The 25720-nt window shown below is 50.5% G+C and carries 22 protein-coding genes; 13 read left to right on the top strand and 9 right to left on the bottom strand.

The annotated features are described in order from the left end of the window. The first annotated feature begins 35 nt into the window (after window positions 1–35). The gene (locus RSX24_RS15620; RefSeq protein ID WP_339273997.1) at window positions 36–1781 is read left to right on the top strand and encodes an ABC transporter ATP-binding protein; all 1746 of its coding nucleotides are present in this window, start codon (window positions 36–38) and stop codon (window positions 1779–1781) included. Between the two features lie 157 nt (window positions 1782–1938). On the opposite strand, the gene RSX24_RS15615 is transcribed toward RSX24_RS15620, so the two are convergent. From RSX24_RS15615 to RSX24_RS15605, 3 genes are all read right to left on the bottom strand, one after another. Continuing rightward, window positions 1939–2757 (bottom strand): hypothetical protein, encoded by an 819-nt coding sequence (locus tag RSX24_RS15615; RefSeq protein WP_236415740.1) that lies wholly within the window; start codon window positions 2755–2757, stop codon window positions 1939–1941. A gap of 112 nt (window positions 2758–2869) precedes the next feature. Beyond that, a complete protein-coding gene (locus RSX24_RS15610) occupies window positions 2870–3625 on the bottom strand; it encodes a LuxR C-terminal-related transcriptional regulator (protein WP_236415741.1) in 756 nt (251 codons plus the stop codon). 17 nt (window positions 3626–3642) lie between these two features. Then, window positions 3643–4707, bottom strand: coding sequence for a suppressor of fused domain protein (locus tag RSX24_RS15605; RefSeq protein WP_236415742.1), 1065 nt, complete (start codon window positions 4705–4707; stop codon window positions 3643–3645). A gap of 723 nt (window positions 4708–5430) precedes the next feature. On the opposite strand from RSX24_RS15605, the gene RSX24_RS15600 reads away from it, so the two are divergent. The 4 genes from RSX24_RS15600 to RSX24_RS15585 all read left to right on the top strand — a co-directional run bounded on the left by RSX24_RS15600 (window position 5431) and on the right by RSX24_RS15585 (window position 10914). Continuing rightward, on the top strand, window positions 5431–6888 hold the full coding sequence (locus tag RSX24_RS15600) for a glycoside hydrolase family 1 protein (protein ID WP_236415744.1): 1458 nt from the start codon (window positions 5431–5433) through the stop codon (window positions 6886–6888). A gap of 475 nt (window positions 6889–7363) precedes the next feature. Then, on the top strand, window positions 7364–8215 hold the full coding sequence (licT, locus tag RSX24_RS15595) for a BglG family transcription antiterminator LicT (RefSeq protein WP_236415745.1): 852 nt from the start codon (window positions 7364–7366) through the stop codon (window positions 8213–8215). Window positions 8216–8345: 130 nt separating this feature from the next. Then, on the top strand, window positions 8346–10241 hold the full coding sequence (locus RSX24_RS15590; protein WP_343261108.1) for a beta-glucoside-specific PTS transporter subunit IIABC: 1896 nt from the start codon (window positions 8346–8348) through the stop codon (window positions 10239–10241). Window positions 10242–10461: 220 nt separating this feature from the next. Further along, window positions 10462–10914 (top strand): collagen-like protein, encoded by a 453-nt coding sequence (locus RSX24_RS15585; protein ID WP_236415747.1) that lies wholly within the window; start codon window positions 10462–10464, stop codon window positions 10912–10914. A gap of 148 nt (window positions 10915–11062) precedes the next feature. On the opposite strand, the gene RSX24_RS15580 is transcribed toward RSX24_RS15585, so the two are convergent. After that, the gene (locus RSX24_RS15580; RefSeq protein WP_236415748.1) at window positions 11063–11440 is read right to left on the bottom strand and encodes a PilZ domain-containing protein; all 378 of its coding nucleotides are present in this window, start codon (window positions 11438–11440) and stop codon (window positions 11063–11065) included. A 281-nt stretch (window positions 11441–11721) separates the two neighbouring features. Here RSX24_RS15580 and RSX24_RS15575 point away from each other — a divergent pair, with 281 nt between their 5' ends. Both RSX24_RS15575 and RSX24_RS15570 read left to right on the top strand, forming a co-directional pair. Then, window positions 11722–12363, top strand: coding sequence for an SMI1/KNR4 family protein (locus RSX24_RS15575; RefSeq protein WP_343261107.1), 642 nt, complete (start codon window positions 11722–11724; stop codon window positions 12361–12363). A gap of 95 nt (window positions 12364–12458) precedes the next feature. Continuing rightward, window positions 12459–12866, top strand: coding sequence for a hypothetical protein (locus tag RSX24_RS15570; protein WP_343261106.1), 408 nt, complete (start codon window positions 12459–12461; stop codon window positions 12864–12866). A gap of 38 nt (window positions 12867–12904) precedes the next feature. On the opposite strand, the gene RSX24_RS15565 is transcribed toward RSX24_RS15570, so the two are convergent. Beyond that, window positions 12905–13504 carry a hypothetical protein gene (locus tag RSX24_RS15565; RefSeq protein WP_343261105.1) on the bottom strand — a complete coding sequence of 200 codons (600 nt, stop codon included), beginning with the start codon at window positions 13502–13504 and terminating at the stop codon, window positions 12905–12907. Between the two features lie 308 nt (window positions 13505–13812). Here RSX24_RS15565 and RSX24_RS15560 point away from each other — a divergent pair, with 308 nt between their 5' ends. Continuing rightward, window positions 13813–15288: a methyl-accepting chemotaxis protein gene (locus RSX24_RS15560; RefSeq protein ID WP_343261104.1), complete on the top strand. Its 1476-nt coding sequence runs from the start codon at window positions 13813–13815 to the stop codon at window positions 15286–15288. 150 nt (window positions 15289–15438) lie between these two features. Here the strand turns inward: RSX24_RS15560 and RSX24_RS15555 are convergent, their stop codons facing one another. Next, on the bottom strand, window positions 15439–15819 hold the full coding sequence (locus RSX24_RS15555) for a hypothetical protein (protein WP_343261103.1): 381 nt from the start codon (window positions 15817–15819) through the stop codon (window positions 15439–15441). Between the two features lie 411 nt (window positions 15820–16230). On the opposite strand from RSX24_RS15555, the gene RSX24_RS15550 reads away from it, so the two are divergent. Together RSX24_RS15550 and RSX24_RS15545 are read left to right on the top strand one after the other, a co-directional pair. Next, window positions 16231–16926, top strand: a complete 696-nt coding sequence (locus RSX24_RS15550; protein ID WP_343261102.1) for a DUF4274 domain-containing protein — start codon at window positions 16231–16233, stop codon at window positions 16924–16926. Between the two features lie 93 nt (window positions 16927–17019). Next, window positions 17020–18267 (top strand): GNAT family N-acetyltransferase, encoded by a 1248-nt coding sequence (locus RSX24_RS15545; RefSeq protein ID WP_343261101.1) that lies wholly within the window; start codon window positions 17020–17022, stop codon window positions 18265–18267. Window positions 18268–18294: 27 nt separating this feature from the next. Here the strand turns inward: RSX24_RS15545 and RSX24_RS15540 are convergent, their stop codons facing one another. The 3 genes from RSX24_RS15540 to RSX24_RS15530 form a co-directional block, all read right to left on the bottom strand. After that, window positions 18295–18660, bottom strand: a complete 366-nt coding sequence (locus RSX24_RS15540) for a VOC family protein (protein ID WP_343261100.1) — start codon at window positions 18658–18660, stop codon at window positions 18295–18297. Between the two features lie 246 nt (window positions 18661–18906). Next, window positions 18907–20490, bottom strand: coding sequence for an alkaline phosphatase (locus RSX24_RS15535; protein ID WP_438286844.1), 1584 nt, complete (start codon window positions 20488–20490; stop codon window positions 18907–18909). Between the two features lie 348 nt (window positions 20491–20838). After that, complete coding sequence (locus RSX24_RS15530) at window positions 20839–21768, bottom strand: ketopantoate reductase family protein (protein WP_343261098.1); 930 nt, start codon at window positions 21766–21768, stop codon at window positions 20839–20841. Between the two features lie 169 nt (window positions 21769–21937). Between RSX24_RS15530 and RSX24_RS15525 the strand changes: the two genes are divergently transcribed. The 3 genes from RSX24_RS15525 (at window position 21938) to RSX24_RS15515 (ending at window position 25696) form a co-directional block, all read left to right on the top strand. Next, the gene (locus RSX24_RS15525) at window positions 21938–22528 is read left to right on the top strand and encodes a TetR/AcrR family transcriptional regulator (protein WP_343261097.1); all 591 of its coding nucleotides are present in this window, start codon (window positions 21938–21940) and stop codon (window positions 22526–22528) included. Window positions 22529–22565: 37 nt separating this feature from the next. After that, window positions 22566–23870 carry a hypothetical protein gene (locus RSX24_RS15520; RefSeq protein WP_236415761.1) on the top strand — a complete coding sequence of 435 codons (1305 nt, stop codon included), beginning with the start codon at window positions 22566–22568 and terminating at the stop codon, window positions 23868–23870. A gap of 311 nt (window positions 23871–24181) precedes the next feature. Further along, complete coding sequence (locus tag RSX24_RS15515) at window positions 24182–25696, top strand: AbgT family transporter (RefSeq protein WP_343261096.1); 1515 nt, start codon at window positions 24182–24184, stop codon at window positions 25694–25696. Window positions 25697–25720 lie beyond the last annotated feature (24 nt).

Here is a 25720-nt window from a genome sequence, read left to right as displayed (position 1 = left end):
TGCAATCCATAAATTGAAAGAGAGCAGGTGACGGCATGCAGCCTTTATTGAAAATCAATGATCTTTCCGTCTCTTTTCATTCAGGTGAAGACGAGTTCCATGCGGTCCGAGGGGTGTCGTTCGAGGTGCGCAAGGGCGAGACGCTGGGCATCGTCGGAGAATCAGGCAGCGGCAAGAGCGTCACGGCGCGTTCGATCATGAGGCTGCTTCCGTCTCCGCCTTCGCAGATGAAGAGCGGGGAGATTTTGTTCAAAGGCACGGACCTGGCCCACAAAACGCAGAAGGAAATGGAAAGCATCCGCGGGCGCGACATCGGCATGATCTTTCAGGACCCGATGAGCTCGCTTAATCCGACCGTGAAGATCGGAAAACAAATCGCGGAAAGTCTGATCAAACACCAGCGTTTATCCAAACGGGAAGCGAAGAAACAAGCGATCGAGATGCTGAAATTGGTGGGCATTCCGCATAGCGAGGTACGATATAACCAATATCCGCATGAATTTTCCGGAGGCATGCGCCAGCGGGTGATGATTGCCATCGCTTTGGCTTGCCGCCCTGAGCTATTGATTGCGGATGAACCGACAACGGCGCTCGACGTGACCATTCAGGCACAGATTCTGAATTTGATGAAAAATATGCAGGAGCAGCTTGGCACGTCGATCATTCTCATTACGCACGACTTGGGGGTTGTGGCGGGGATGTGCGACCGCGTCGTCGTTATGAAAAACGGTGAAATCGTGGAAACGGGCACGACGGCTGAAATTTTTGCCCATCCGAAGCATCCTTACACGATCAAGCTCCTGAATGCGCTGCCGCGGCTGGACGAAAAGAAAAAACCGAAGCCCGCTTCGCTTGTAGCGGGCCATGGAGAGGACGCAGCGCCGCTTCTTGAAGTCCAATCGCTTCGCCAGCATTTCAATCTCGGCAAGGGCAATACGCTGAAGGCCGTCAACGATATCAGCTTCCACATCCGGCAAGGGGAAACGTTAGGCGTGGTCGGGGAATCAGGCAGCGGCAAATCAACGACGGGCCGTGCCATTCTAAGGCTGCACGAACCTACAGGCGGCGAGGTATTGTTCAAAGGCGTGCCGATGAGCCGTCTTTCCAAGCAGGAAATGAAAAAGATGAGACGCCATATGCAGATCATATTCCAGGATCCTTATGCATCGCTCAATCCCAAATTCAAAATCATGGACATTATCGGCGAGGCGCTGGATATTCATCAACTCGTCAGCAGTACGTCCGAACGGGAGAAGCGGGTGGAAGAATTGCTGGAACTGGTGGGATTAGATCCGTCCCATGCGCATCGTTATCCGCATGAATTTTCGGGCGGGCAGCGCCAGCGCATCGGCATCGCCCGGGCATTGGCCGTGGAGCCGGAGTTTATCGTGTGCGATGAACCCCTGTCCGCCCTCGACGTATCCATTCAGTCCCAAATCGTGCAACTGCTCCAGGAACTGCAGCAGCGCCTTGGCCTGACATATCTGTTCATTGCGCATGACCTGTCGATGGTCAAACATATCAGCGACCGCGTGGCCGTCATGTATCAAGGCAAAATCGTGGAGCTGGCGGAAAGCGAGGAATTATACTCCAACCCGCAGCATGCCTATACCAAAGCGCTGCTTTCGGCAATTCCGGTACCCGATCCGGCCGTGGAGTCGAAGAAAAAACGCATTGCCGCAGAGGACAATGCCGGGGAAAACGGCGGAGATCGTTACAACCTGGAGCAATCCCGCTGGGTCGAAGTCACGGAAGGACACTGGGTAGCGATGTCGGGGTAAGAGGGCCGAGGGTAGTGGGGTGAATTTGAACGTTATTGCAGCATAGCATTATGCATTCGCATTCGGAGTGATCCTAAACAAAAAGCCCCGGTCCCGATCGTTGCCGATCATGGACACGGGGCTGCTTCAAGCTTGCATGTGCGTTTGCTTCAAACGATTATTTGAATTGCACGGATTGTTTGATTTCATCAATGGTGGCTTTGCTCTTGTCATCCAAATACGTAAAGATGAAGTTGAACGCATAGCCCTCAAGAATGGTGCTGTAGTATTCCTGCGTAAGGGTGGTGCCATTGCCGGCATCCATCGTGATTTTCATCAGATCCATCTCTTTGCCGCCGATGGTTTCGGTAGTGATATCGTTGTATTCATACGGGAACTGGCTGTCCTGCATGAATTTTTTGGTGGCTTCGAGATAATCCTTGCCGTTGCGAATACCTTGCAGCAGGCTTACTTTCTCGGCAATGGCCATCGCGGACGGTCCAACTTCTTGACCACCGAGCGGCAATTCCGATGCCATCAACAGGTTCAACGTTTTTTGCATCGACAGCTCCATCTGTTTCTTCTTCGTTGCATCGTCGCCGGCAATCGCTTCGGAAGAAGCATTCGTCAGCTCGTTCATTCCGGCAGCGTCCTGGAACTCCCACGTTTCGGGAAATTTCAGGGATACGCCAAAGTAATCATTCGTATAAGATCCTTTTTCGGTCGTGCCCAGCTCGACGTTTTTGGTTTTGTCTTCGTCCGTGGAAGCTTCTGCGGATGTTTCTTTGCTTTCGCCTGCTTCGTTATCGGCTGTTTCGTTATCCGCTGCTTCTTTCTTTGCATCATCGGTGGCAGCATTGTCCGTCTTTGCGGCGTTTTCCGTTTGGACCTTTTCTTCTGCGCTGTTACTTTCCTTCGCCTTGTCGCCGCAAGCGGCAGCTACGAGCATAACCATGATCAGCATGGCAATCAAAGACATCTTTTTGGTTGTAAACATAATACCCTCCTGTAAAAATAAATATGCCTGTTTTTTCCCTGTTAGGCGATTCCATGCAAAAAGTATAGCAACAAACGTTCCCGTATCACACCTATAGAAATCTATAGGTGGCTTACAGGCATGAAAGGCGGCTCGCCAGCGAAACGGCCTCCGTGCTCGATTGAACGCCCAATTTGTTGAAAATGACTTTTTTATGGTGGTTGACGGTGCATTCCTTGATTTTGAGCTTGAGGGCAATCGCCTTGACCGTCAGTCCCCGGGCGATCAACTTCAAAATGGTGCGCTGCCTTTCCGTGAATTCTATGCCCGTTTCGCCGACTCCCTCTTGCGCTGCCAGGTTTTCGTAACAGTTCTGCATTTGAGCCGGAATCAGCTTGGCGATGGCAATCAGTTCACCTTGCATGTGCGCATCGATGGTCGATACGTCCAAATATCCGGCATGCCCCGAGCCTATGGACAATGGTGTGGCGTAACAATGCCATTGTTGAAACAGAGGACTCTCATGCCTCTCTGGAGGCAAAAAGGTCGCTTGATTGAAGTCCATCGTTTCCGAAATGGCGTTAGTGCCGCAGCTTTCGGCGGTAAATACCATGCCCTTGCGAATCGGTGATCGTAAAACCTCCTGTTCAAGGTCGCTGCTGTATTCCAGATCCAGCAATACACCTTCCGAATCGGTTAAGAGAAAGAGATGGGATGCGGTCAAGTTTGCTTTGATTGCCGAGAGGCTGTCCCGGAAGGCTTGAATCAGAACATGATTGATTTGAGTTACAACGTTGAGATGGTCGTGAGTTACATATTGTATGGCTGGCTTCGAAGAACTACCGGGGCATGCCCATCGTTTCCTCAAAGTTGCTGTGTTGGATGACATGTTTTCCTCCTTGCTGATTAACCGATCGTTTCGACGACGCGACCTTCCTGATCTTTGATTTCCGTCGGTTCGATGCGGAAAAGAATGCCCGGCAGCGAGGCGAGCTCGAATGTCCGTGCTTTGGGTCGCAATTGTTCGCATAGTTCCGCAACGGCCTGCTCATGAACCGTTATCGTTATCCGGCCCTCATCCTCATGGATCGAGGCATCCTCCCCGGCTTCGAAGGTTACGTTGAGGTCGGGACCGATAAGGGACAGAGGCGCTTTTTTTGAAATGCGGCTGTGCAATATTTTGCCGATCAAACCGGCCTGTTTGGCTCCGAGCTGCAGTTCTGCAGGAATATTCTTTTGCAGCATACGCTTCCGTCCGGCAGTCCAACCAAGCTGTTGAATGTACAAAAATGCCGTGCTTGATCCTTCCTCCGCAATGCCTTGCTGCACGGCTTTCGCCACCGAAGGGAGCTGTTCGTACGAGTTTCTTGCCAAATCCGTGATGTACTTCGGCACATACGCTTTACAGGCGGCAAGAAATCCACGCGTATTCCACGTTTGCATCGTTTCGAGTTCCGGTCCGGTGATGCCGATCATTTGCAGAAACTGCACTCGCCCGTTGGGACTGGAGCATTCCTTGAGATCCTCGTCCTCCACGAAAGCCAGCGCTGTCAGCAGCGTATCGGATCCGAGACAGATCGGGCCGTTGGCATCCAGGTAATCCCCGGCATGAAAGACATTCCCGCTATTGAAGACGTAGCGTCCCATATTTTGCAAAAGATTGAGCGCCCAGGCAGGAGGTTCGGTGTCATTTTCATTTCTCAGCAGACGAAAGGTGAGTTCGAATCCATAGCCGCTCCATTCCTTGTTTTCCGATTCCTTCTCATAAAGCTCGGAAAAACCATAGGTCACGAAATGCCAATGAGGGACAGGCGCCTCGGCCTGATAGACGCTAATGCCATCCAGCGGATCAGGTCCGCCAAGCATGTAAGGGATGGCCGTGCCATAATGTTTGGGCTCCTGAGCTCCGTATACTTCGGTGCAGGCTGCTTCGATGGCGTCCCAACCGGATGTATTTATTTCTTCAGTCACTGCTGCTTCCTCCTTGACTCTCTATATCTCTATGAAAACACGTTAAAGAATAGTCTACTATTTGAGAGTTTTGTTTCAAGGAGCTTAAGAATGAAATCCGCAAATCGAACAGATGGGGTGGATGGCCCCAGAAAACAGGAAGGACACTTACATGAGTATGAAAGATATTTACCTTGCAGAGTGTAATTCAAAACCATTCAAAACATCAGGATGCATTCGCAGCGTTGTTTGAAGAACAGAGCCTGGGCCTTGGGAGAGAACGGCTAGAACAGGCGGCAGGGCGGGGAATTCTGGACGACATAAACCAGTGCTGTTATGGGGCATGGGAGAGCGCACGCTGGATTGGCCACGCAAAGCATCCCGGCTTTTAGGGCGACGAAAGTCCTGAAAACGAACTAAACTAATTGGCGGGATATCGATACGCCGAGAGCTGCCATGCTGCGATGCTCCGGTGACTCAGGTCCCAAAAAAAGTCCTGAACAAGTTCATGCTGAAGGACAAGTTGATTTCGAAAAGCAATTATGTTACGCTTACATCACAGCTAAAAACAACATATGATCCATAACATCGTGTGATGGGTTGTTACTGCGAAGACAGGCAAAACCTAAACTGATGGTGAAATGAACGCTCCTTTTATTAGGCGCTATTTTACCTTGAGTTTAGGTTTTTCTTGTTTTCCGGCAAAACCATCATGCATATCTATCTGAAAAGAGGTTGTTGCTCATGATTACAGCAAGAAAAGGATTTCCTGAAAATTTCCTCTGGGGAGGCGCAACGGCGGCGAACCAATTGGAAGGTGCTTTTGATAAAGACGGCAAAGGATTGTCCACGGCAGACATGATCGCCCACGTGCCGAAAGAGAAACGCACAGGCGGGCACGCCATGGAAATTTCCTCTTCCCGGATCGAAGAAATCCTGGCGGGCAAAATCGAAGAACGTTTCCCGAAACGCTTCGGCATCGATTTCTACCATCGTTTCAAAGAAGATATCGCTTTGTTTGCGGAAATGGGCTTCAAAGTGTTCCGTATGTCGATCCATTGGGCGCGCATTTTCCCGAACGGTTATGATGCGGAACCGAACGAAGCGGGTCTGAAATTTTACGATGAAGTGTTCGATGAATTGTTGAAACATGGCATCGAGCCGCTCGTTACGCTGTCTCACTATGAAACTCCGCTCGGTTTGACCCTGAAATACAACGGTTGGGCTGGCCGTGAAGTCATCGGACATTATGTAAGATACGCTGAAACGGTGTTCAAACGCTACAAAGACAAAGTCAAATATTGGCTGACGTTCAACGAAATCAACGTGATGCTCTTCAGCCCGTATACTGGCGGGGGCATCTTGATCGATAAAGTGGATAATAAGCTGCAAACGACGTATCAAGCACTGCACCACCAATTTGTAGCAAGTGCAACCGTAACGAAATTGGCTCATGAGATCATTCCTGACGTAAAAGTGGGCTGCATGCTGGCTCGCATGGAAACTTATGCAAACACATGTAATCCGGTTGACGTGCGTTTGGCGCAATTCGAGAACCAAATCAACCTGTTCTTCACGGATATGCATGCTCGCGGCAAATATCCGAACTACATGGCGCGTTATTTCGAAGAAAACAACATTGTGATCGACATCCAGCCAGGCGACGAAGAAATCATGGAGAACAACACCGTGGACTTCATCTCCTTCAGCTATTATATGTCCGTGACCAAATCGGCGTCGGCGACCGAAGCGGAAACATCCGGCAACTTGACCGGAGGCGTGAAAAACCCTTATTTGGAAGCGTCCGACTGGGGATGGGAAATCGACCCGATCGGTCTGCGCATAACGCTCAACAACTTCTGGGATCGTTATCAGAAGCCGCTATTTATCGTTGAAAACGGACTTGGGGCATACGATAAAGTGGAAGAGGACGGTTCCATCCATGACTCTTACCGCATCGACTACCTCAAAAAACACATCGAACAAATGAAGGAAGCCGTTAAAGACGGCGTTGAACTCATGGGCTTTACGGCATGGGGACCCATCGACCTCGTGAGCATGTCCACGTCCGAAATGTCCAAACGTTACGGCTTCATCTACGTTGATCTGGACGATGAAGGAAATGGTACGCTGGCCCGTTCGAAAAAGGATTCTTTTGACTGGTACAAAAATGTCATTGCAAGCAATGGCGAGCAGCTGTAATTGCAAAAATAACTTTCTCTATACTATAGATGGATTGTAACCGCATAGTGGCGGGCAAAACCCAATGCGAAAACAGGTCGCTTATGGAGCCGTGCTCCGAAAGCCTGCTTTTGGCTGGCGTTTTGCCCGTTTTTTGCGTTTCGACAGGGAGCTGCTTCGACCTGGGGGGAGCGTATCGACAGCCGAGATGAAAAGAGGTCCATAGTACCAATGGCGCAAGCCTGAAAAAGCAATAATCTGACTCATTCGGTTTTCTGGGGTGGGTTGAAGAGCATCTCCACGCATACATTTCCGCATCATTAACCGCTTTCACAAAAACCTTGTCAGATTCATTAATGTATGGTAGTATGGGCCTAAGGCTAATGAATACTGGATTGTTACTGTTCAATCAGGCAAAACCAGAAGCAGGGACATCTTATTGCCCTGCCGGGGTTTTGCCTTTTACTATTTTGACGGTGCAAGGTGATGTGAAGAAATGAAAATCGAGAAGGTGCTGAACAACAACGTAGTTACCGTGGTTGATCCCGCAGGCAACGAGCTTGTTGTCATGGGACGTGGAATTGCGTTCAAAAAGCATACAGGTGAATCGATTGACGAAAGTCTGGTCGAAAAAATATTCTCGTTGGAAAGCAAGGAAGTATCCCAGAAACTGAAAACGCTTCTGTCCGATATTCCTGTCGAATATGTCGAGTGCTCGGACGAGATTATCCGCTATGCGGAAACGGTGCTTGGCGAGAAATTGCATGAGAGCATTTACATTTCGCTGACCGACCATATTCATTTCGCCATTGATCGCCATCGTCAGGGTATGCAGCTTCGCAACGCATTGTTTTGGGAGATCAAGCGCATGTACCGCAAGGAATATGCGATCGGGCTTAAGGCACTTCAGATTATTGAGGAAACGTTAGGCGTGTTGCTGCCTGAAGACGAGTGTGCATTTATCGCCATGCATCTGGTAAATGCCCAAATGAACGGCGAGATGCGCGAAACGATCAGCATTACGAATATCGTGAAAGATATTCTTAACATTGTCAGACGGAGCTTTGTCGTGGAACTGGATGAGGACTCTCTGAGCTATTATCGTTTTTTGACCCATCTGAAGTTCTTCGCCCAGCGCGTGCTGCAAGGCACGTCGATCGAAGACAAGGTGGAAGACAATCCGCTTCATGATCTGGTCAGCAAGCAATACCCCGAGGCGCATGCCTGTGCGGTGAAGATCAGCGATTATACGCGCAAAATCTATGGCCGGGTCCTTTCCAAGGAAGAAGTGCTGTACTTGACGATTCATATTGAACGGGTCGTCCGCAATGAACAAACAATCGAATAACATTGGGATTGTTACTAACCAAAAAAGGCAAAACCTAAACGTTGAATAATGATAAGCCGGGGGCTCTCTCATTATCCAGTGTTTAGGTTTTTTTTACACCTTTCATTACACATCAAAGGAGCAATACGCAATGGATAAACAACAATTGTCCAAAGAGATCCTGAAGCTGGTTGGCGGCGAAGAAAATATTGACCAAGTCACGCACTGTATGACCAGATTGAGATTCAACTTGAACGACAACAAAAAAGCGGACAAAGCGACGCTGAAAAATACACCGGGCGTTATGGGCGTAATGGAAAACGGCGGACAGTTCCAGGTCATCATCGGGAACGACGTACCCGTCGTATACAACGCGCTTGTGAGTAATATGAGCAAGGCTCCGACAGGAGAAGGAGCTTCGACCGGAACAAAAAAGAAAAGAAATCCCGTAAGTGCTTTGTTTGATTTCATCGCGGGGATGTTCACGCCGATCCTGCCGGCCATCACGGGCGCGGGTATGATCAAAGGGATCGTGGCGATCCTGGTAGCCCTTGGCTGGATGAGCGATTCCAGCTCCACGTATATCATCTTGTCTGCGATCGGTGATGGCGCATTCTACTTCCTGCCCATCATTCTGGCGGTCAGCGCAGCCAAAAAATTGGGCAGCAACATGTTTATCGGCGCGGCTCTGGGCGCGGGCATCATGCACCCGACGATTACGGCATTGCTTGCTAACGGTGATTCGTCTTTCGCAGGCATTAAAGTCGTCGCCGCAACGTACTCATCCACGGTGATTCCGATCGTTATTGCGATCTGGATCGCATCCTACGTGGAAAAAGCGGTTGACCGCATCACGCATGCTTCGCTGAAATTGATCGTTGTACCTACGGTAACGCTGTTGATCATGGTTCCACTCACGCTGATTGCCATTGGGCCGCTGGGTTCCATTATTGGTAACGGGTTGTCTGGCGGTATTTCATGGCTGTTCGATAACATGTCTATCGTTGCCAGCATTCTGATTGGCGGAACGATGTCGCTGCTCATTATTACAGGGATGCACTATGCCCTTACGCCGATCGTTATCGGCTCCATTACAAGCCTGGGTTATGACTTTATCATACCGCTGATGTTTGTAGCCAACTGGGCTCAAGCTGGCGGTGCGCTCGGTGTCGGATTCCGCGCCAAAAACCTGCAATCCAAATCGTTGGCCTTCTCTACAGGGTTGACGGCGATTATGGGGATCACCGAACCTGCCATGTATGGCGTAAACATGAAATATAAAAAGCCGTTTATTGCTGCTCTGCTTGGAGGAGCGATCGGCGGTGCATTTATGGGGATTTTCCATGTCAAAGCTTACGTCATTACAGGTCTGGTCGGTTTGCCGGGCGTTGCTGCCTTCATTAGTCCGGCGATCAGCACATTGATCTTGGCCATTGTCGGCGGTCTGATTGCGATGGCGGCCGCAGCGCTGATTACGTACATTTTGGGAATCAAAGAAGAAGACGCTCCGGCGGCTGCACCTGCTGCACCGGTTGCGGACAACAGCACTTCTTCCGCACCTGCAGCTGTCGTCGAAGCTCCAAGCACGGTTCAAGCTGCACAAATCTTCAGCCCGATGGATGGGGAAGTCAAATCGCTTAGCGAGGTGCCTGACCCTGCATTCTCCGAAGAAATCATGGGTAAAGGTTTTGCGATCCAGCCTGCTGGAAGTCGTGCTGTATCGCCGGTCAATGGTACCGTATTCTCCCTTTCAAAGAGCGGACATGCCATCGGTCTTGTCAGTGACGAAGGGGCAGAGATGCTGATCCATATCGGAATCGATACAGTGAAATTGAAAGGGCAATTTTTCACGCCAAAAGTACAAGCTGGCGTGAAGGTGACCGTTGGCGACGTGTTGATGGAGTTTGACCGCGAAGAGATCGAAAAAGCGGGATATAACACGATTACACCGGTGATCATCACCAACATGCACCAATACTCCACCATTGAATCGGCTGGACGCACAATGATCAAAGAAAAAGAGTTGATCTACACGGCCAAAGCATAAACGACCTAAGGCAACAGCGGTACTTCCGGATTTACCGGGAAGTGCCGCTGTTGCTGTTTTCGACGAGAATGACGGAAGCATCCAACGGAAGGGGCGGATTCCAGCAGGTCAAACATTTGGATTTCACTTTTTTTTCGGCATATAAATGGGCATTTGCCCGGTTCCTCTACACGGGTGCCTACATACTATGCATTAGCCTAATGAACTGGAGTGATTTTGCATGGCAATGTTTCCCCCTTTTGGACCCGGAGGACCGGGCGGACCTGGTGTAGGACCTGGAGGAATTTTTGGACCCGGAGGTCCTGGTGGAGGCCCCGGCGGATTTGGACCTGGTGGTCCTGGAGGATTTGGACCAGGCGGTCCCGGTGGTCCTTCAACGCCACCGTTTTTCCCTGGCGGTGGTGGTGGCGGACCGCAAGGCGTGCAGGCTCCTACCTCGCCGCCGCCTTCGTTTACTCCCCAGCAGCCTGTTTCGGCGTTCGCGGTAGATCCGGGAGCCATATCCGGGTGCTTGTTCCGTTATACGTACATTTGGCCGACTCGCGGTCCCGGTTTCTGGATGTACCCCATATTCGTCGGCAGAAACTCGGTAGCCGGCTTCCGCTGGACCGGTTTCTTCTGGATGTACACTGGCATAGATCTGCAGCAGATCGGCTCGTTTACCTGTTTCTAACCCGGAATGCCAAAACACCCTGCATACGACTTCAACGTATGCAGGGTGTTCATGCTCGCTGGTTTTCGCATTTGCTCCGAATCCAACAAATGCAATCAGCTGACTTGATTTTCGTTAAGATCAAGGGTGGCGACATGCCGCGTGTTACTCACTTGACGATGATTCGGCCTTGGCCGGCAAGCATGCGCATCTCTTTATAGAAACGTTCGCTGTTGCCTTCGGTCATATCGAGCTGCACGCCGTAGTGCCATTTGCCGTCAATTTGCTGGCCCCAACGGATCAGGCCTTCCAAATGGATGGGATCCTCGGACAAAGTCATATCCATTCCGATTCGGATGTTGTTGCTCTCGACGTGCAGAGCGAGCGGGAACGACAATTGGCATCCGGAACGGCTAATATCGCATAATTCGGCTTGAATCGGTTTATGCGGCGCAGATACACCGTTTATGCTGAGAATATAGATGTCAAAGTCGAGTGGTTCTTTTAAAGTATAACGAAACGGTTCTCTTCTAAGGTTGATCGACATGGCTTCCTCCACCAGATTCAAAAAAAGTAAGTATAGGATATATCGTCAATTTTATCAAGGAAATGAAGAGATGCGGCATGATCCGTGAAAATAGAATGCGGGTAATCCGGGGCAAGCGGGGAATAGCTCCATAGTTCCTTTAACCGAAGCGGGTGGCTTGATATAATAAACGATATGATAATTAATGGAAGGAATGCATCCGGATTTAACAGGATGTTGGAAGAGTCAGGCATACATAGGGCTCCTTTTGGGAGATGTTGAATCTGGGGAGGCAGGATTGGATGAATGAACAATTGACGCGCATCCGCGAGAAATGGAGTCTTTTAAGAGTGCTTGATGCTGAGCTTGAATTGTTCGGGGCGGATCATCACGAATATGAAATGCTGCCTGTCATGACTCAGGAGCAGATCACAGCATTTGAACGGAAGTGGGACATCCGGCTGCCTGACGGGTACAGGGAGTTTCTTTCGACGATTGGCGCTGGCGGAGCAGGGCCGTTCTATGGCCTGGAGAAGCCGGAGGATGGCGTGTATGCGGTATTGGATTACCCGGACGAGCTGAATGCGATCTCAGATCCTTTTCTGTTCACGGAAGCATGGAACTGGGATTATGACTGGTATGATGATAGCAAGGACGAAGACGAATGGGCCGCGTTGGAGCACGAATATTATGATCCGAAGTGGTCTGCGGGCATGCTGCGAATCAGCAATTTCGGCTGCGGGGTGTCGATCAATCTGATCGTCAGAGGCGAGTCTTACGGCGAGATCTGGACGGATGACCGCGGCAACAGCAATGGCATTTATCCTGACCATTATTTCGGCAATGCGGAGCGGCTTGGATTTTTGGACTGGTATGAGCTATGGCTGGACCGCTCGCTAAAAGAAATGACAGAAGACGAAAATGTGGCTGTTGAAGAGCCGTAATGAGCTGTGATAGGGTCAGTTAAAGCGATCCATTGATTGTGGATGCGACACTAGGCATACGGTTAAAACTCGGAGATAGGGGGGGGGACTTGCCCATGACACGGCAATCAAAGAAGCAAATACCTGTACTTTTATACCGTTACGAGGGACCTGGCAGGAATATCGGTTATACCCTCTCCCCATTGTATATGGATGAACAGGCTCAGTCCCAGGTGGTAGAAGAAGAAATGTTGTTTATCTACGCGGAAGATTTTGTGCCGATTCTGGAGGTGTTGGAACGATATTTTCCGCTGGAGGACATGCATCGCGGAGAGATGATGGAAAGCTTCGACCATTGTTTCGATAATCCGATAAGCAAAGCAGTATGGCTCAGCGTGCTGGACGAACTGAACCTGCAAACGTTCGAGGAACCGGATTTGCGATCGTTCATGGACCGATTCGTGGCATGGGCCTCGAAAACGCTTGAGACGGCGGACGGGATCGATGTGGAAGGCAATTTGTAGAATCGCGCATCGTCCCAAGCCATGCTCCGCACTAACATTCAACTTCCATCCATAGTTGCAATTTTCCAATCTCCGCTACCTGCGTCTTCTAATAAAGAGTAAGTCATGATTCCCTGTTCCATTTCTTCATTTTTTATGTTTCTATCGAAAGTCACCACAACTTGGATACGCTTGGCATCTTCATCGAAAGAGATTTCATTTAGTTCTTTAAATTCGTATTTGACACCTTCTTCATATTTATAATTGAACCAATCCATATTAAATGTAATGGAATCCGCATCGAGCATGTTTTCTTTAAACTTTTTTTCGTCGTGATTCACGATTGCTTCCATGTTGTTGTTAATCATATTAGATAGGTCAGCTGTGAAGAAATCCTCGACATGCTCGGATAAGTTAAACGAGATCCCTTCTTTGAAATTAGAGAGCTCAGGCTTTTGTTGATTAAACTCTTTCGAATAGAGAAGAGTTTTGCTACCAACTTTGTCGGCTGTTGAAGCAGCAGTAGGGTTCTCTGTTTGCATGTCATTAGAAGTAGTCTCTTTGTGACCCTGAAGGCTTTCACTCTGTTGACCACATCCTGTTGAAACAGCGATAGAAAAAACAGCAATCAAACAAATAATGCTTCTTTGAAATCTCATGAATATCAGCTCCAGAAATAAGTTGAATAAACATTGAACTTTAGAAAGGAACAGGCCAATTCTCAGATAGCTTGTTCCTTTTCGCTATGGGTAGAAGTGATTTTTGGCAGAATATTGATTTTTGCGAATCACATTCCGATATTAGGTATGTAGCGCTGCTTTCATCTTTGTGAAGTAACGATAGACGATTAAGAAATACGGACTGATTCGGGAGAAGCAGGGAACGTGCGAATCGGCCTAGGTCAACCGATGTAAGGGAAAGCGTCCTACAATCGCAGTTTCAATTTTACCAGAAGGACGGGGTTTGAATGAATCGTTTTGATGAAATCATCTTGAAAAGAAACAAAATAATCGCCATCATCCTATGGATCGTCCTGGTTCTGGGAGCCTCGCTCGCCTTTATGGAACCGAAACTTATCGTTTCCAGCGTTGTCGTGATTCTGTTCACGGCATGGATCACCTATGCGAACGCCAAGAAAAAACATATCCATCTGATTCCCTGGCTGGTTACCGTTCTTATATCGTTAAGCGGCGTATTTGCCGGATGGGGAAGCAATGATCCCTTGGTCAGCATTCTGATCTCGTCCATTCTGTTGATCTATCCGGATAACAAAAAATTTGCGGTCGGTTTTGTGGTTGCCCTTGCAGGCAACATTCTTCAATTGTTGATCGTTCCGACGGCTACGGCAGATCAATGGACCGGTAATGCCATTAACGCGGGCCTGCTTGCCATAACGGGAGCTATTCTGTTCATGGTGTCTCACTTGAATCAAAGATTATTTCTGAAAAGCGAGCAACGCTGGGCTGAAATGCAGCAATCCCGGGAGCGGGTGGAGGAAATGCTGGAGCATGTCAAAAGCGCCGTATCGGGTCTGTCGACCTTTACGGAGCAGTTGAAACGCAAGGTCGAAGAAACAGGCTCCATCACCAATGAGGTGACCATCGGTTTCACCGAAGTGGCGAGAGGCGTCGAATTCCAGGCCAGCAGCGTGGCGGAAATTTCCGAATCGCTTGCCGTCTCCGATCAGCACATTCGCGAGGTTGCGTCCAACTCGAACAAAATGAAAGAACTGTCTTCCAGCATGGCTGAAAGCACCGAGAACGGAACGGCCAACATGGACCAGCTCAACCTGAAAATGCTTGAATTATACGATGCGATCAACACGACGGCCGATGACATGAAGAAGTTCAATGATGAGAGCGAATCCATCGGCTTGATGCTGGACAGCATTTTGGACATTGCAAGCCAGACCAATCTGCTTGCGCTCAATGCGGCCATCGAAGCGGCACGCGCGGGCGAGCATGGCAGGGGGTTCGCCGTTGTATCCGAAGAGGTGCGCAAGCTGGCAGAGCATTCCGGGCAATCTGCGTCTGATATTGCAGGCATTCTGTCCAGGCTCAGGGAACAGACGCAGGCACTTACGGATCGATTCGAAAATCTCCGCCTTACCTTGAAAGAGGGGAAAGAGAATGCAAGGCTGACGGAAGAGGCATTCCGTACCATCAGCCAAAATTCCCGATTGGTGCTGAGCCAAGCCGCGGATATCGAGGGCAGCTCCGAAACGATGAAGGCATCCTCCACCAGAGTGGTCAATGAGGTGTCGGAAATTTCCAGCGTTACCGAGCAGTCCAGCGCGGCGGCGGCACAAATTTTGGCCGGCATGGAGGAGCAGCGTATGTTGACTCAGCGGATGGTCGCCAGCTTCGGCGAGCTGGAACAGTTGATACACGGACTGAACAATTTGGTAACCGATCAGGAAGAATCGCAGGATAGCGCTCAATAAGAACTGGCTGGGCGGAGTAAAGAATAACGGGCACGAAGCGTACAAACTTCAGAACCTTTTAAATCTATACAAGGACAAAACCGGCCGGAGCCGGTTCTCAGGCTGTCGAGAAAGTCTCGACAGCCTGAAGCCTTGATAAAGGCTTGTTTTCTATTTTGCTGTTATTTCAAATGCTTCAAACATATGATTATTGACTTGTCTACTCCAAGCTTCGACTTCAACACCTTTTTGTATTACATCAAAATCGGTTTCTGTTCGTTTGACGTCACTTGTCTGATCAAAGAACATCGTATTTTTGGTTATGTTTAGCACATCTCCCGTGTCGAGTTTAATAGAATGAAGTACTTTATCGCCATCAATTGTGGAATTTTTCTCAACGATTTCAACAACTGTACCTGTGTAATATTCCTGTTGCTTAGATGGGGATGACCATCCTAGCAAAATATCAGAACTTAGGACATACCAAATACCAAGTGCTAGCAACAGAACAAGACTACAAGGCAGTACAAACCACTTCTTTTTTGTATTCAACTTCTTTCATCCTCCCTAAAGGCCTAAACCTTTTTTTTCGCGGCCATTCCCAACGCGTTCGAGACTGTATGTGTATTTCATGAGCCACATATGCATGTATCGCTGTCTCTCTCGAACTCGTACTAAGAGAAATATCATGATAACGTTGAGAGAATGCCCATCGTGCCCAGCTCCTAAACTGTCGAATGGATCGCCGGGCAGTTCGTGCAGAGCGATGATGTCCCCCGGCGAAGGATAAAATTCAGAAAAGAAATCGAATGAAATGCCTAAATCTACCTCCTTGTGAACGCAATGAACATTAGAAGCATTTGTGCACGTATATGAAATCCCACTATAATGGGAGAATGAAGAATTTGTCAAAAATGCTGGAGAGATCGCCCTTCTTTCCTACACCAGGAGGTAAACGAATAGATGAACTGGCAGGAAATCAGCAAATCGAAAAACGCTGAACAGGTTCGAGAAGCCGTGACAATGTTGGACGTGAATGAAACGGATGAACGAGGACGGACACCGCTCATGCTGCTGCTGACGCACCGCATGCCGATCGAAGGCATTCGCTACGTGTTACAGCAAAATCCGGACCTGGAAGTCGCGGATAAACTAGGGGACACGGCGCTTAAAAAGGCGGTCAAGTTCAAACAGGAGGAGGCGATCCGGCTGCTGATCGAGCATGGGGCGAGATTGGATTCGCCGATGGGGATCGCGGGAACGGCATGGTATGCCTCCCGAAACCATCCGAAAATCGCGGACCTGCTGCTCGAGATGCCGGGAGCGGTTAGGCTAACCTTGACGGATGAAGAACAGGAGCGGGTCGATGCGATTCTGTACGAGGAATCCATGGATGAGGTCATCACGCGAATTCGTCAGCTCGATTCGGACGTACTGCTGCATGCGGTTGTGGACGGGTACAACTGGGACGACGGACCGGAACCTATGGTTGCCGTGTTTGAGCACCCCGCATGCGCGGAAATAACGATGCTTGACATGTATGAGCTCATGGAAGCCGAATATTGGCTGGATATGGACGAAGAAGAGGCCGAAAGCCACATGGATGGTGCGACTTATCGCAGGCTGGCCCTGTTGATTAAAGAGAAATGCTCGCTATGAGCCGGAAGATTCGTCGTGTCTGATAGGAATGTGAAACCTTGGCCTTAGCGGTCAGGGATACAATGATTGCGGAAATGCGAGGTAGCAACCAAGATGGAACGAGACATAACTAACGGGAGTGGAGTCAAAGGGGGAAGTGTCCTCCATGAAGCAGCAGAACGACCGCGCGTCGGGGGAGGAAGCAGCCTCGGCGTACGCGTGCACATTTATGATCGGACCGACGTCGGTCACATGGATTGGCCTGATACGGATGATGGCCGATATGCGAGAGCATATCTGGAGCCGCTTATGCTGGAGGGCACGAAGCATTACATGGCAAACGTCGAGACGACGCTAATGCTCGTCCGGATCGATGACCTTATTCTGCCTTTGACCGTAAACGATGCGCAATACGAAAATGCTTATGTTTGCTCCCCGTACACGCATTATGTGCGTTATGCGAAACAGGAATTGTCGCTGCTTCAACGTCCGCTGCTCGAAAAAGGGTTGTCCCGGCTGCTGAATCTGGTCGGCTGGGGGATGCGCCGTTCGAAATTCAACAAGGTCGTGCACGTCAACAACTGGCTGTTGTCCACGAACCTGTTTCCTGCCATGACGGGCGAGCAGGCGGTCGCCTTGATGCATGCGGTACGGGAACGCTTCCCGGACCATGCCGTCGTTTTTCGCTCCTTATGCCCCGGCTTGCATCCCGAAATTATGGCCGCTCTCGGCGAGGCCGGCTGCAAAATGATTCCGAGCAGGCAGATTTATCTGTACCGGGCGAATGACCCGACATTCGGCAATTCGAAGTCGCGGTGGCTGCTGAAGCGCGATTACGACCTGCTGGCCAAAAACGGATATACCCTTGTCTCCGAAGCGGAGATGACGGATGCGGACATTCCGCGAATTGCCGAGTTGTACCGACTGCTTTACCTTGAAAAGTATTCGTACGACAATCCCCAGTTCGGCGAGCCGTTCATCGCGCTGGCGAAAGCCTCTGGCACGCTGACGCTTTACGGTTTGCGAAAAGAAGGGCGGCTCGACGCGGTCATGGGTTATTTCTGCCGCAATGGAATGATGACAACCCCGTTGTTCGGCTATGACACGGCGCTGCCGCAGTCCGTCGGCCTGTACCGGATGCTGTCGGCCTGCCTGATCGGGCAAGCCAAGGAGAACGGCTGCCTGCTTCATGAGAGCGCAGGTGCAGCACAGTTCAAACGCAATCGCGGCGCAGTGGCCGATTTCGAATATTCAGCCGTGTACGACCGACATCTGCCGCTCGCAAGGCGTTGGTGCTGGTCGCTGCTGGACAGGCTGCTGAACCGGGTAGGCGTGCCGATCATGCGCAAAATGAAGCTGTAAGCCGCGCAGGCGGTTGTTGGGATCTTCTTAGGAATGCTCGGCAAGCTGAACTTCGAAGCCGTCCGGATCGACAATGTAAATAAACCGCAAACGGGGGTTGGGCTCGATGGGTCCGCGTGCGACCGGGACGCCCAGCTCTTTCAGCCTGGCTATGGTTTCCTCCAGCGACGATACCTCGTAGCCAATAGAAATGCCTGCTTCCGGCTTCAGAATGGTCCCGCTGTTTTCGATCAGCTCCAGCTTCGTTTCGTTCTCCGTGCCAAGCATGGCGATTTGCCGTCCCCGGCTTTCGAACCTGCGGTGAACAGGCAGGCCAAGCACGCCGTGATAAAAAGCAAGCGATGCCTCCAAATCCCGCACCCGCAGGGTAATCCAGTTTAGTCCAATCAACATGGGGAATTCTCTCCTTTTTGTCATGAAAATTCAGGATGTTATGCCCATTATACGACAAGCTGGAACGTGGTCCTACCATGGAAACGAAAGAGGGGCCATCACGAGGCGAAGCTGCTGCAGCGAATTCACTTCGACAGACAACAAAAGACTGCCGAAGGAATTCGGCAGCCCATAAAGTTTGCAGGCAGAGTGCTGCATATTGCTGGCAGTGCTCTTTATTGCGTGAACATTAAATGCGATCAGCGTTTACTGGATCAAATCCACGGCACCTTGCGGTACGAAAGCGTCAACGCCGTTATACACGATCACGCCTTCCAGTGCCGTCTTTTTGCCATTGACCAGGGCGACGTTTTTGTAAATTTGCAGTTCCAGCTTGGTGCTGCCTTTAGTCACGAGGATCTTCGGATTTTTGGCATCCTTCAGGTCCAGCTTGTAGGTCGCGCCTTTGGCCGTAAAGGCTTGTTTCGCAGGCACAAACAATTGTTTGCTGGTGCTTTCCAGATCCAGTCCGAGCACGCGTGCCATGTATTTGGCCACATCGGTATTGTCGATGACGCCGAATGGACGGTCATTGTTCGGTGCGTACGTATAGAGAACGACGTCTCCGCCCGTATGTCCGCCGGTCGTCCAGCCGATGCCGGAACGTTTGCTGATCATTGGACCGACGACATAGTTCAGGCTGCCCGGCTTCGCCGCTTTGATGGCGGCCACTTCTTCGGTCGTCAGATCCGTGATGCCGAAATATTGTTTCATGACGGCTTTGATGTTGGTGCGTTTGGCATTGAGCTTGGATTCCAAGCCCTCGCCGGTCAGTTTGGCTTTTTTCAGCGGGCCGATAAACGTGGACAATGGCTCCTCATCGTACGTGCCCGTTGTAGCCGCATTACCGATGGTCAGACCGCCGTTCGCATGGTCGGTTACCGCAACGACCGCCGTTTCGCCGTCGGCTTTCGCAAAGTCGAGCGCTACTTTCACGGCATCGTCGAATGCCAGCACGTCGCTGATGACACCGATCGGATCATTGGCATGGGAAGCCCAGTCGACTTTGCTGCCTTCGACCATCAGGAAGAAACCGTCCTCGTCCTTGGAAAGAACGTCGATGGCTTTGGACGTCATTTCGGCCAGGCTTGGCTGTTTCGCAGGATCGCGATCCATGTCGTACGACATGCCCGCTGGAGCGAACATCCCCCAAAGCTTGTTCGAATTGGAAGCTTTCATCGCCTCAGGCGTCGTAACGTAATCGTATCCCAGCGCTTTGATGGAAGATACTAGGTTTTCGCCGTCTTTCCGTCCGTCGGGTACCAGGTAGCTGCTTCCGCCGCCAAGCACGACATCGATGCCGTTAAACACTTGTTGTTTGCTGAGTGCGTCGTAATTTTTGCGATCAGGGTAATGTGCCGAGAAATCGGCTGGCGTGGCATGCATGATTTCCGAAGTAGCGATGATGCCGGTTGCTTTGCCTGCCAGTTTGGATGCTTCCAGCACGGAAGCGATCGGTTTTTTGGCATCGCCGGCAGCGATTGCCTTTTGCCCTGGCATGGTCGCTTTATCCGGCAGGACGCCAACATATCCGGTATGGGATTTGTGGCCTGTCGCAAATGCCGTACCTGCCGGCGCGGAATCCGCAATTGCCGCGTCTGCAGAATAGGTGCGCACGAGACCGCTTGCCATGGAATCGAGCGTCAGGGCAGAGCCTTTGTACCAACGGGCCAGCGTGGTCGCTTCATGAGCCATGCCGTCCGGGATCAGGATGATTACGTTTTTGATCGGGGAAGAAGACGATGTCGCTGCAGTGTTTTCTTCAGCCCAGGCAGCGCTGGTGCTTCCCATGCTTGCCGCAACGATCGTGGTCATCGCGAGCAGCATTTTAGCCGCACGGGCATTCAACCGGTTTAACATGAATACAGCCTCCTAAATATGGTGTGTGTTTGTATGTACTGAACCTAGTGTACAGGCGAAATAATAAATGGACGTTTTCCCTAAGTTAACCAAGTGTAAATTTTACGATTAGTGGGGCGAATATATCGGCTTGATGATCGGATACGTGCAATTCGTCAAGCCGCAGCGAATGAAAAACATAAAAGGGGGCTGATCATGCCTGACAATCCTTGCCGGTCATGATCAGCCCCTTTTGGTTTTTTGACGCAACCTGCAGCGAAAAAAAGTTTTTTCGTTATTTTAACGCGTCTTTGCGTTGAACTGTTTTTCCAATGCGTCCCAATGCGGAGTCCGGACCCCTGTCTGCTCCTTCCAGAGACGAAATACGCGGCTTAAAGCCGCAATTTCATTTACTGATCCGTCAACCAGCTGGCTGGCGGGCAGCATATGGAATATTTTCATGACCAGCCGCATGAGGCCAGGGTACTTGCGGACCAGCGAAGCTTGTGCGGCGGGGATCAGCGGATAACCGAGGGATTCGAGGACCTGAAATCCTTCGTCCATCGCTGCGATCATCTGGCGCAGCATCTGGCTATCGCGGGCGATGTTTTTCATCTGATAGCTATGGATCACGATAACGAAGTTCATCGCCACGATCAGTATGATATGATTCTTTAACCAAGCGTCGATATTTTCCTCATAGATAAGCTTGTACTTTGTTTTCGAAAATGCTTGATCAAGAGCCGACCGGAAAGGGATTTCCCCGTCGAGCCCGCCGATAACCATCTGCCCGGGGCCTATGCGAATACAGTCTACACGACCGTTTTCGCGACGTCCTGCCGTCGTTTGGAATCCGAAAGCGATGTTTTTGGGTATAGGACTGTGTTCGTGTACGTAGGTTTGCATCTCATCTGCATCCACATTGTTTCCGACGAGGACGATATTTTCACTTTTGTTGGCGGCCAGAATCGGCAGAATCGAGGCGAAGTCCGTATATTTCATGACCACAAAGATAAGATCGAAATGATGGTCCGGCTCCAAGCTCCGGATGACGCGGATCCGATCCACCGTTGTTTTGCGCTGGAAATAGTGGCGGATCACCAGGCCGTCTTTCTCCAGCTCTTCTGCCCGTTTTCCTCGAGCCAGCAGGCTAACCTCGTTGCCTCCTCGTGCAAGAACATGTGCCAAATAGCTGCCTAGAACACCTGCTCCATAAACCAATACGTTCATAAATGAACCTCCTTATATCGAATAAACAATTGTTGAATAAATGACGTTTGTTGACTAAAATAAACATATCATTCGACAAAACAGCGGATCAATCGCCGATCTCTTGCATTCTGTTGAGAATTCAACAAAACGGGTCTTGGTTGTCTAATAAAAATAGAGAGGTACGCATATGGACAGACGTATTCAAAGGACGAGACAAGCCATCATGGAAGCTTTTATCGGGTTGGTGGAGGAACTCGGCTTCGAGAAAATCACGATTCAAGCGATTGCGGACCGAGCGAACGTAAACCGGGGAACCATCTATTTGCATTTTGCGGATAAATACGCCCTGTTGGACGAATGCGTCGAAACGTACTTGCAGTTACTGTACGACAGCTGCATGCCGGACGGGGAGCCTGACCGCGACCAGTCGCGTGCTCTGCTGCTGCGTACGTTCGAATTTCTGGAGCGGCATGCCGCCATCTATTCCACGCTGATGACGAGCAAGGGCGTTCCGGCTTTTCGCAAGAAAATGATCTCATTGATGGAGCAGGGCATTCAGGAGCAGGTTCAGCGCGTACAAGTTCATACGAACGTGAAAAAGGACGTTCTCATCCAGTTTTTAAGCCTATCGGTCGCCGGCTTGGTGGAATGGTGGGTTGTGCAATCCATGCCCTACACGCCAGCGGAAATGACGGATCAGTTGATGATCATTCTGGAACATAATTTGCTATCATTGGGCCAATTTCAAGGGAAGGATTCACCTTTTTACAATAAGTAGTTACGAACAATCCAATTGGGGATGAGGAGGGGCGCGAATGTACCGAATCGGCATCGTCGGGCCGCAGCCGTCGATTGAGCGGACAATGAATGCCTTGCAGGGGCAGGAGCTGGGAACAAGCTATGAGCTGTATCCCTACGAGCATGCGCGGGAAACTGCAGACATTATCGAAAAATACCGTGGACATGTTCATGGGTGGGTATTCACGGGGCCCATTCCTTATCTGGCGGCCCAGGCCGTTCTGCGGGAACAGGAACACGCCATTTATTGCCCGCCTACGGGCGCAAGTCTGTACAAAGCCATACTGCAGGCTATATACGCTTCGGAAGAAGCCATCCAGGACATTTCCATCGATATGACGGAAAATGAGGGCTGGGGGCTGATGGACAGCCTGCACGAGCTTGACTTTCCCGAGGAACGATTACGCAAATACGTCTTTTCGACCGATTACGATGTGGAGGAAATGATCGCATTCCATGTCGGGCATTTCGAGCGGGGAACCGTCAAAGCGGCGATTACCTGCTTGTATGCCGTCTATGAGGGTTTGCTTAAACGGGGGATCCCCGTGTTTAAAATCAACTCTACCAAGCTGGAAACGGTGCAGGCGGTACGCATGCTGGTGGAACGGATCCGCAGCTCTGCTTTCAAGGAAAGCCAAATCGGCGTGCTGATGGTTGAGGTGGATCGCCTGCATGAGGCGGGTGAACATGGAGCGGAGCGATACCAACTGCAATACATGGAATTGAAAATCCGCAGCCTGCTCCTGCACCATTGCGAGCAAATCGATGGTTCCCTGCATCAGGACGGAACGGGCAGATACCTGATGTACGGCTCCAGGGGCGGCATGGCCCGCAGCATGGATTCGCTGCACTCCACCTTGCATCAGCTTGAACTGGATACGGATTTGCCTTGTTATGCAGGCATCGGATTCGGCGAAACGGCCTTCGATGCGGAGCGTCATGCCCGCAAGGCGATTCAGTACGCAAAGGATGATGAAGCCGGACGGATCATCGTTTATGAAACGGACGGAACGATCGTGGAAGCGGCCGGCGAGGAACAGGAGCTGGCGTACGAAACGTTTTCCAACGACGCTGAACTGTTGGAGAAGCTGAACAAGGCCGGCGTCAGCATTCGCACCTTCCAGAAGATCAAAGTATATGTCCGAAGGATGGGCAAGGAAGAATTTACGGCCAGCGACTTGGCTTCCGGACTGTCCATGACCATTAGACACGTGCAGCGCATCATGGGCAGCCTGACCGCTTTTTCTTTGGCGGAAATTACCGGAAACGAACTGAACACCCGCCGTGGAAGGCCAAGCAATCGGTACCGGCTAACGTGTTAGATATAAGGACATCCATTTCAAGATGAATCCATACCAATGATCAAGAACCTAAGCGATGATGCCATCTAAGTTGTCATGTCCGCCAGTGGAGGACAGGAGCAAAGGAGGACGGCACATCGTTTTTTTATTTTGTGTCAAAATACGTAACACAGGTATTGAGTTTTTCTCGGCATTAATTATATAATGTCCTAAATTAATTGCGACATTTTCGTTAAATGTGCGTTATTGTTCTGCAAAGGGGACAAGGATCGTTCCTGCGGACAGGTTCAGTCATCCGGGTGCAGTTCCATCTCAGTCAGGGGGTAAAATGCATGGTCAAAGCGGAAAGACATGAGAACACAGGGCTTTTTGGTTGGGTCGAGAGAGTCGGGAACAAACTTCCCAATCCGTTTATCTTGTTTATTTATCTGATCGCCGCACTTATGGTTGCCACACTGATTTTATCGTTTTTTAATGCAACGGCCCACAATCCGATCGACGGAGAGAAGGTGCAGGTCAAAAATCTGCTCAGCGCGGAAGGGATTCAGTGGCTGCTGCCGAATGTGGTTAAAAACTTTGCCGATTTCAAACCTCTGGCTTCGATTCTGTCCCTTGTACTGGGGATCGGTCTTGCCGAGAAAGTAGGGCTTCTGGAAGCGGTCATGCGCAAAATGGCTGTTCGCGTGCCTGCACGTTATGCAAGCTACCTCGTCATTTTCATCGCGTTCTTCAGCCACGTGTCGTCGGATGCGGCTCTGGTAATCATGCCCCCGCTGGGAGCGCTCATCTTTTTGGCCGTAGGCAGGCACCCCGTAGCGGGATTGATCGCCGCGATTGCGGGAGTCGGGGCCGGATTCACCGCGAATATGCTGATCGTGACCACGGACGTGCTTTTGTCCGGAATAAGCACCGAAATAGCCGCTTCCGTCGACCCGAACGTTGGCGTAACGGTGTTGGACAACTGGTATTTCATGTCCGTTTCGGTCATTGTGCTTACGCTGGTCGCCGGATTCATGACGGATAAGTTCCTGGAGCCAAGACTGGGAAAATATGAAGGAGAGCGCATCTATAAGCTTGAAGCGCCTACGCCGGAAGAAAATCGAGCTTTGCGCGCCGCAGGCATTGCGGCATTGATCTTTATCGCCATCGTGGCATTGTTGGTCGTTCCGTCCAATGGCATTCTGCGCAATCCGGAGACGGGCGGCGTGATGGGGTCGCCGTTCCTTTCAGGGATTGTTCCTGTCATTTTGCTTTTCTTCTTTACCGTAGCGCTGACTTACGGCATTAAATTAAAAGTGATCCAAAACCAGAATGATCTGCCGAAACTGCTGGTCGAACCGATCAAAACGATGGCCGGGTTCATCGTCATGGTATTCCCGCTCGCCCAATTCGTCGCCATGTTCAACTGGAGCAACATGGGCAAGTTTCTGGCATTGACGATTACCGATCTGCTGGAGAAGCTCGGCGTTAACGGGATTCCGGTCGTTATCGGACTCATCTTCCTGTCCGCGCTGCTGACCATGTTCATTGCGAGCGGGTCGGCGATCTGGTCGATTCTGGCACCGGTGTTCATTCCGATGATGATGCTGCTCGGCTTCCATCCGGCATTCACGCAAGTCATTTTCCGCGTATCCGATTCGGTCATCATTCCGCTCGCGCCCGTATCGCCTTTCGTGCCGCTCTTCGTCGGTTTCCTGCAGGAGTATCGCAAGGACGCGAAGATGGGGACGTATTATTCCTTGATTTTGCCGTATTCGATCGTATTCTTCGCAGCTTGGGTCATCATGGTCGTTCTGTGGTACGTATTCAACCTGCCGCTGGGTCCGGGAGTATATCCGAGACTGTAACCGATCAGGAGATCAAACAAGAAA

It is taken from the genome of Paenibacillus hubeiensis, assembly GCF_032334105.1.
Classification (GTDB): Bacteria; Bacillota; Bacilli; order Paenibacillales; family Paenibacillaceae; genus Paenibacillus; species Paenibacillus hubeiensis.
Note: the sequence above shows the minus strand (reverse complement) of the source record. Positions and strands in the feature narration are given on the sequence as shown.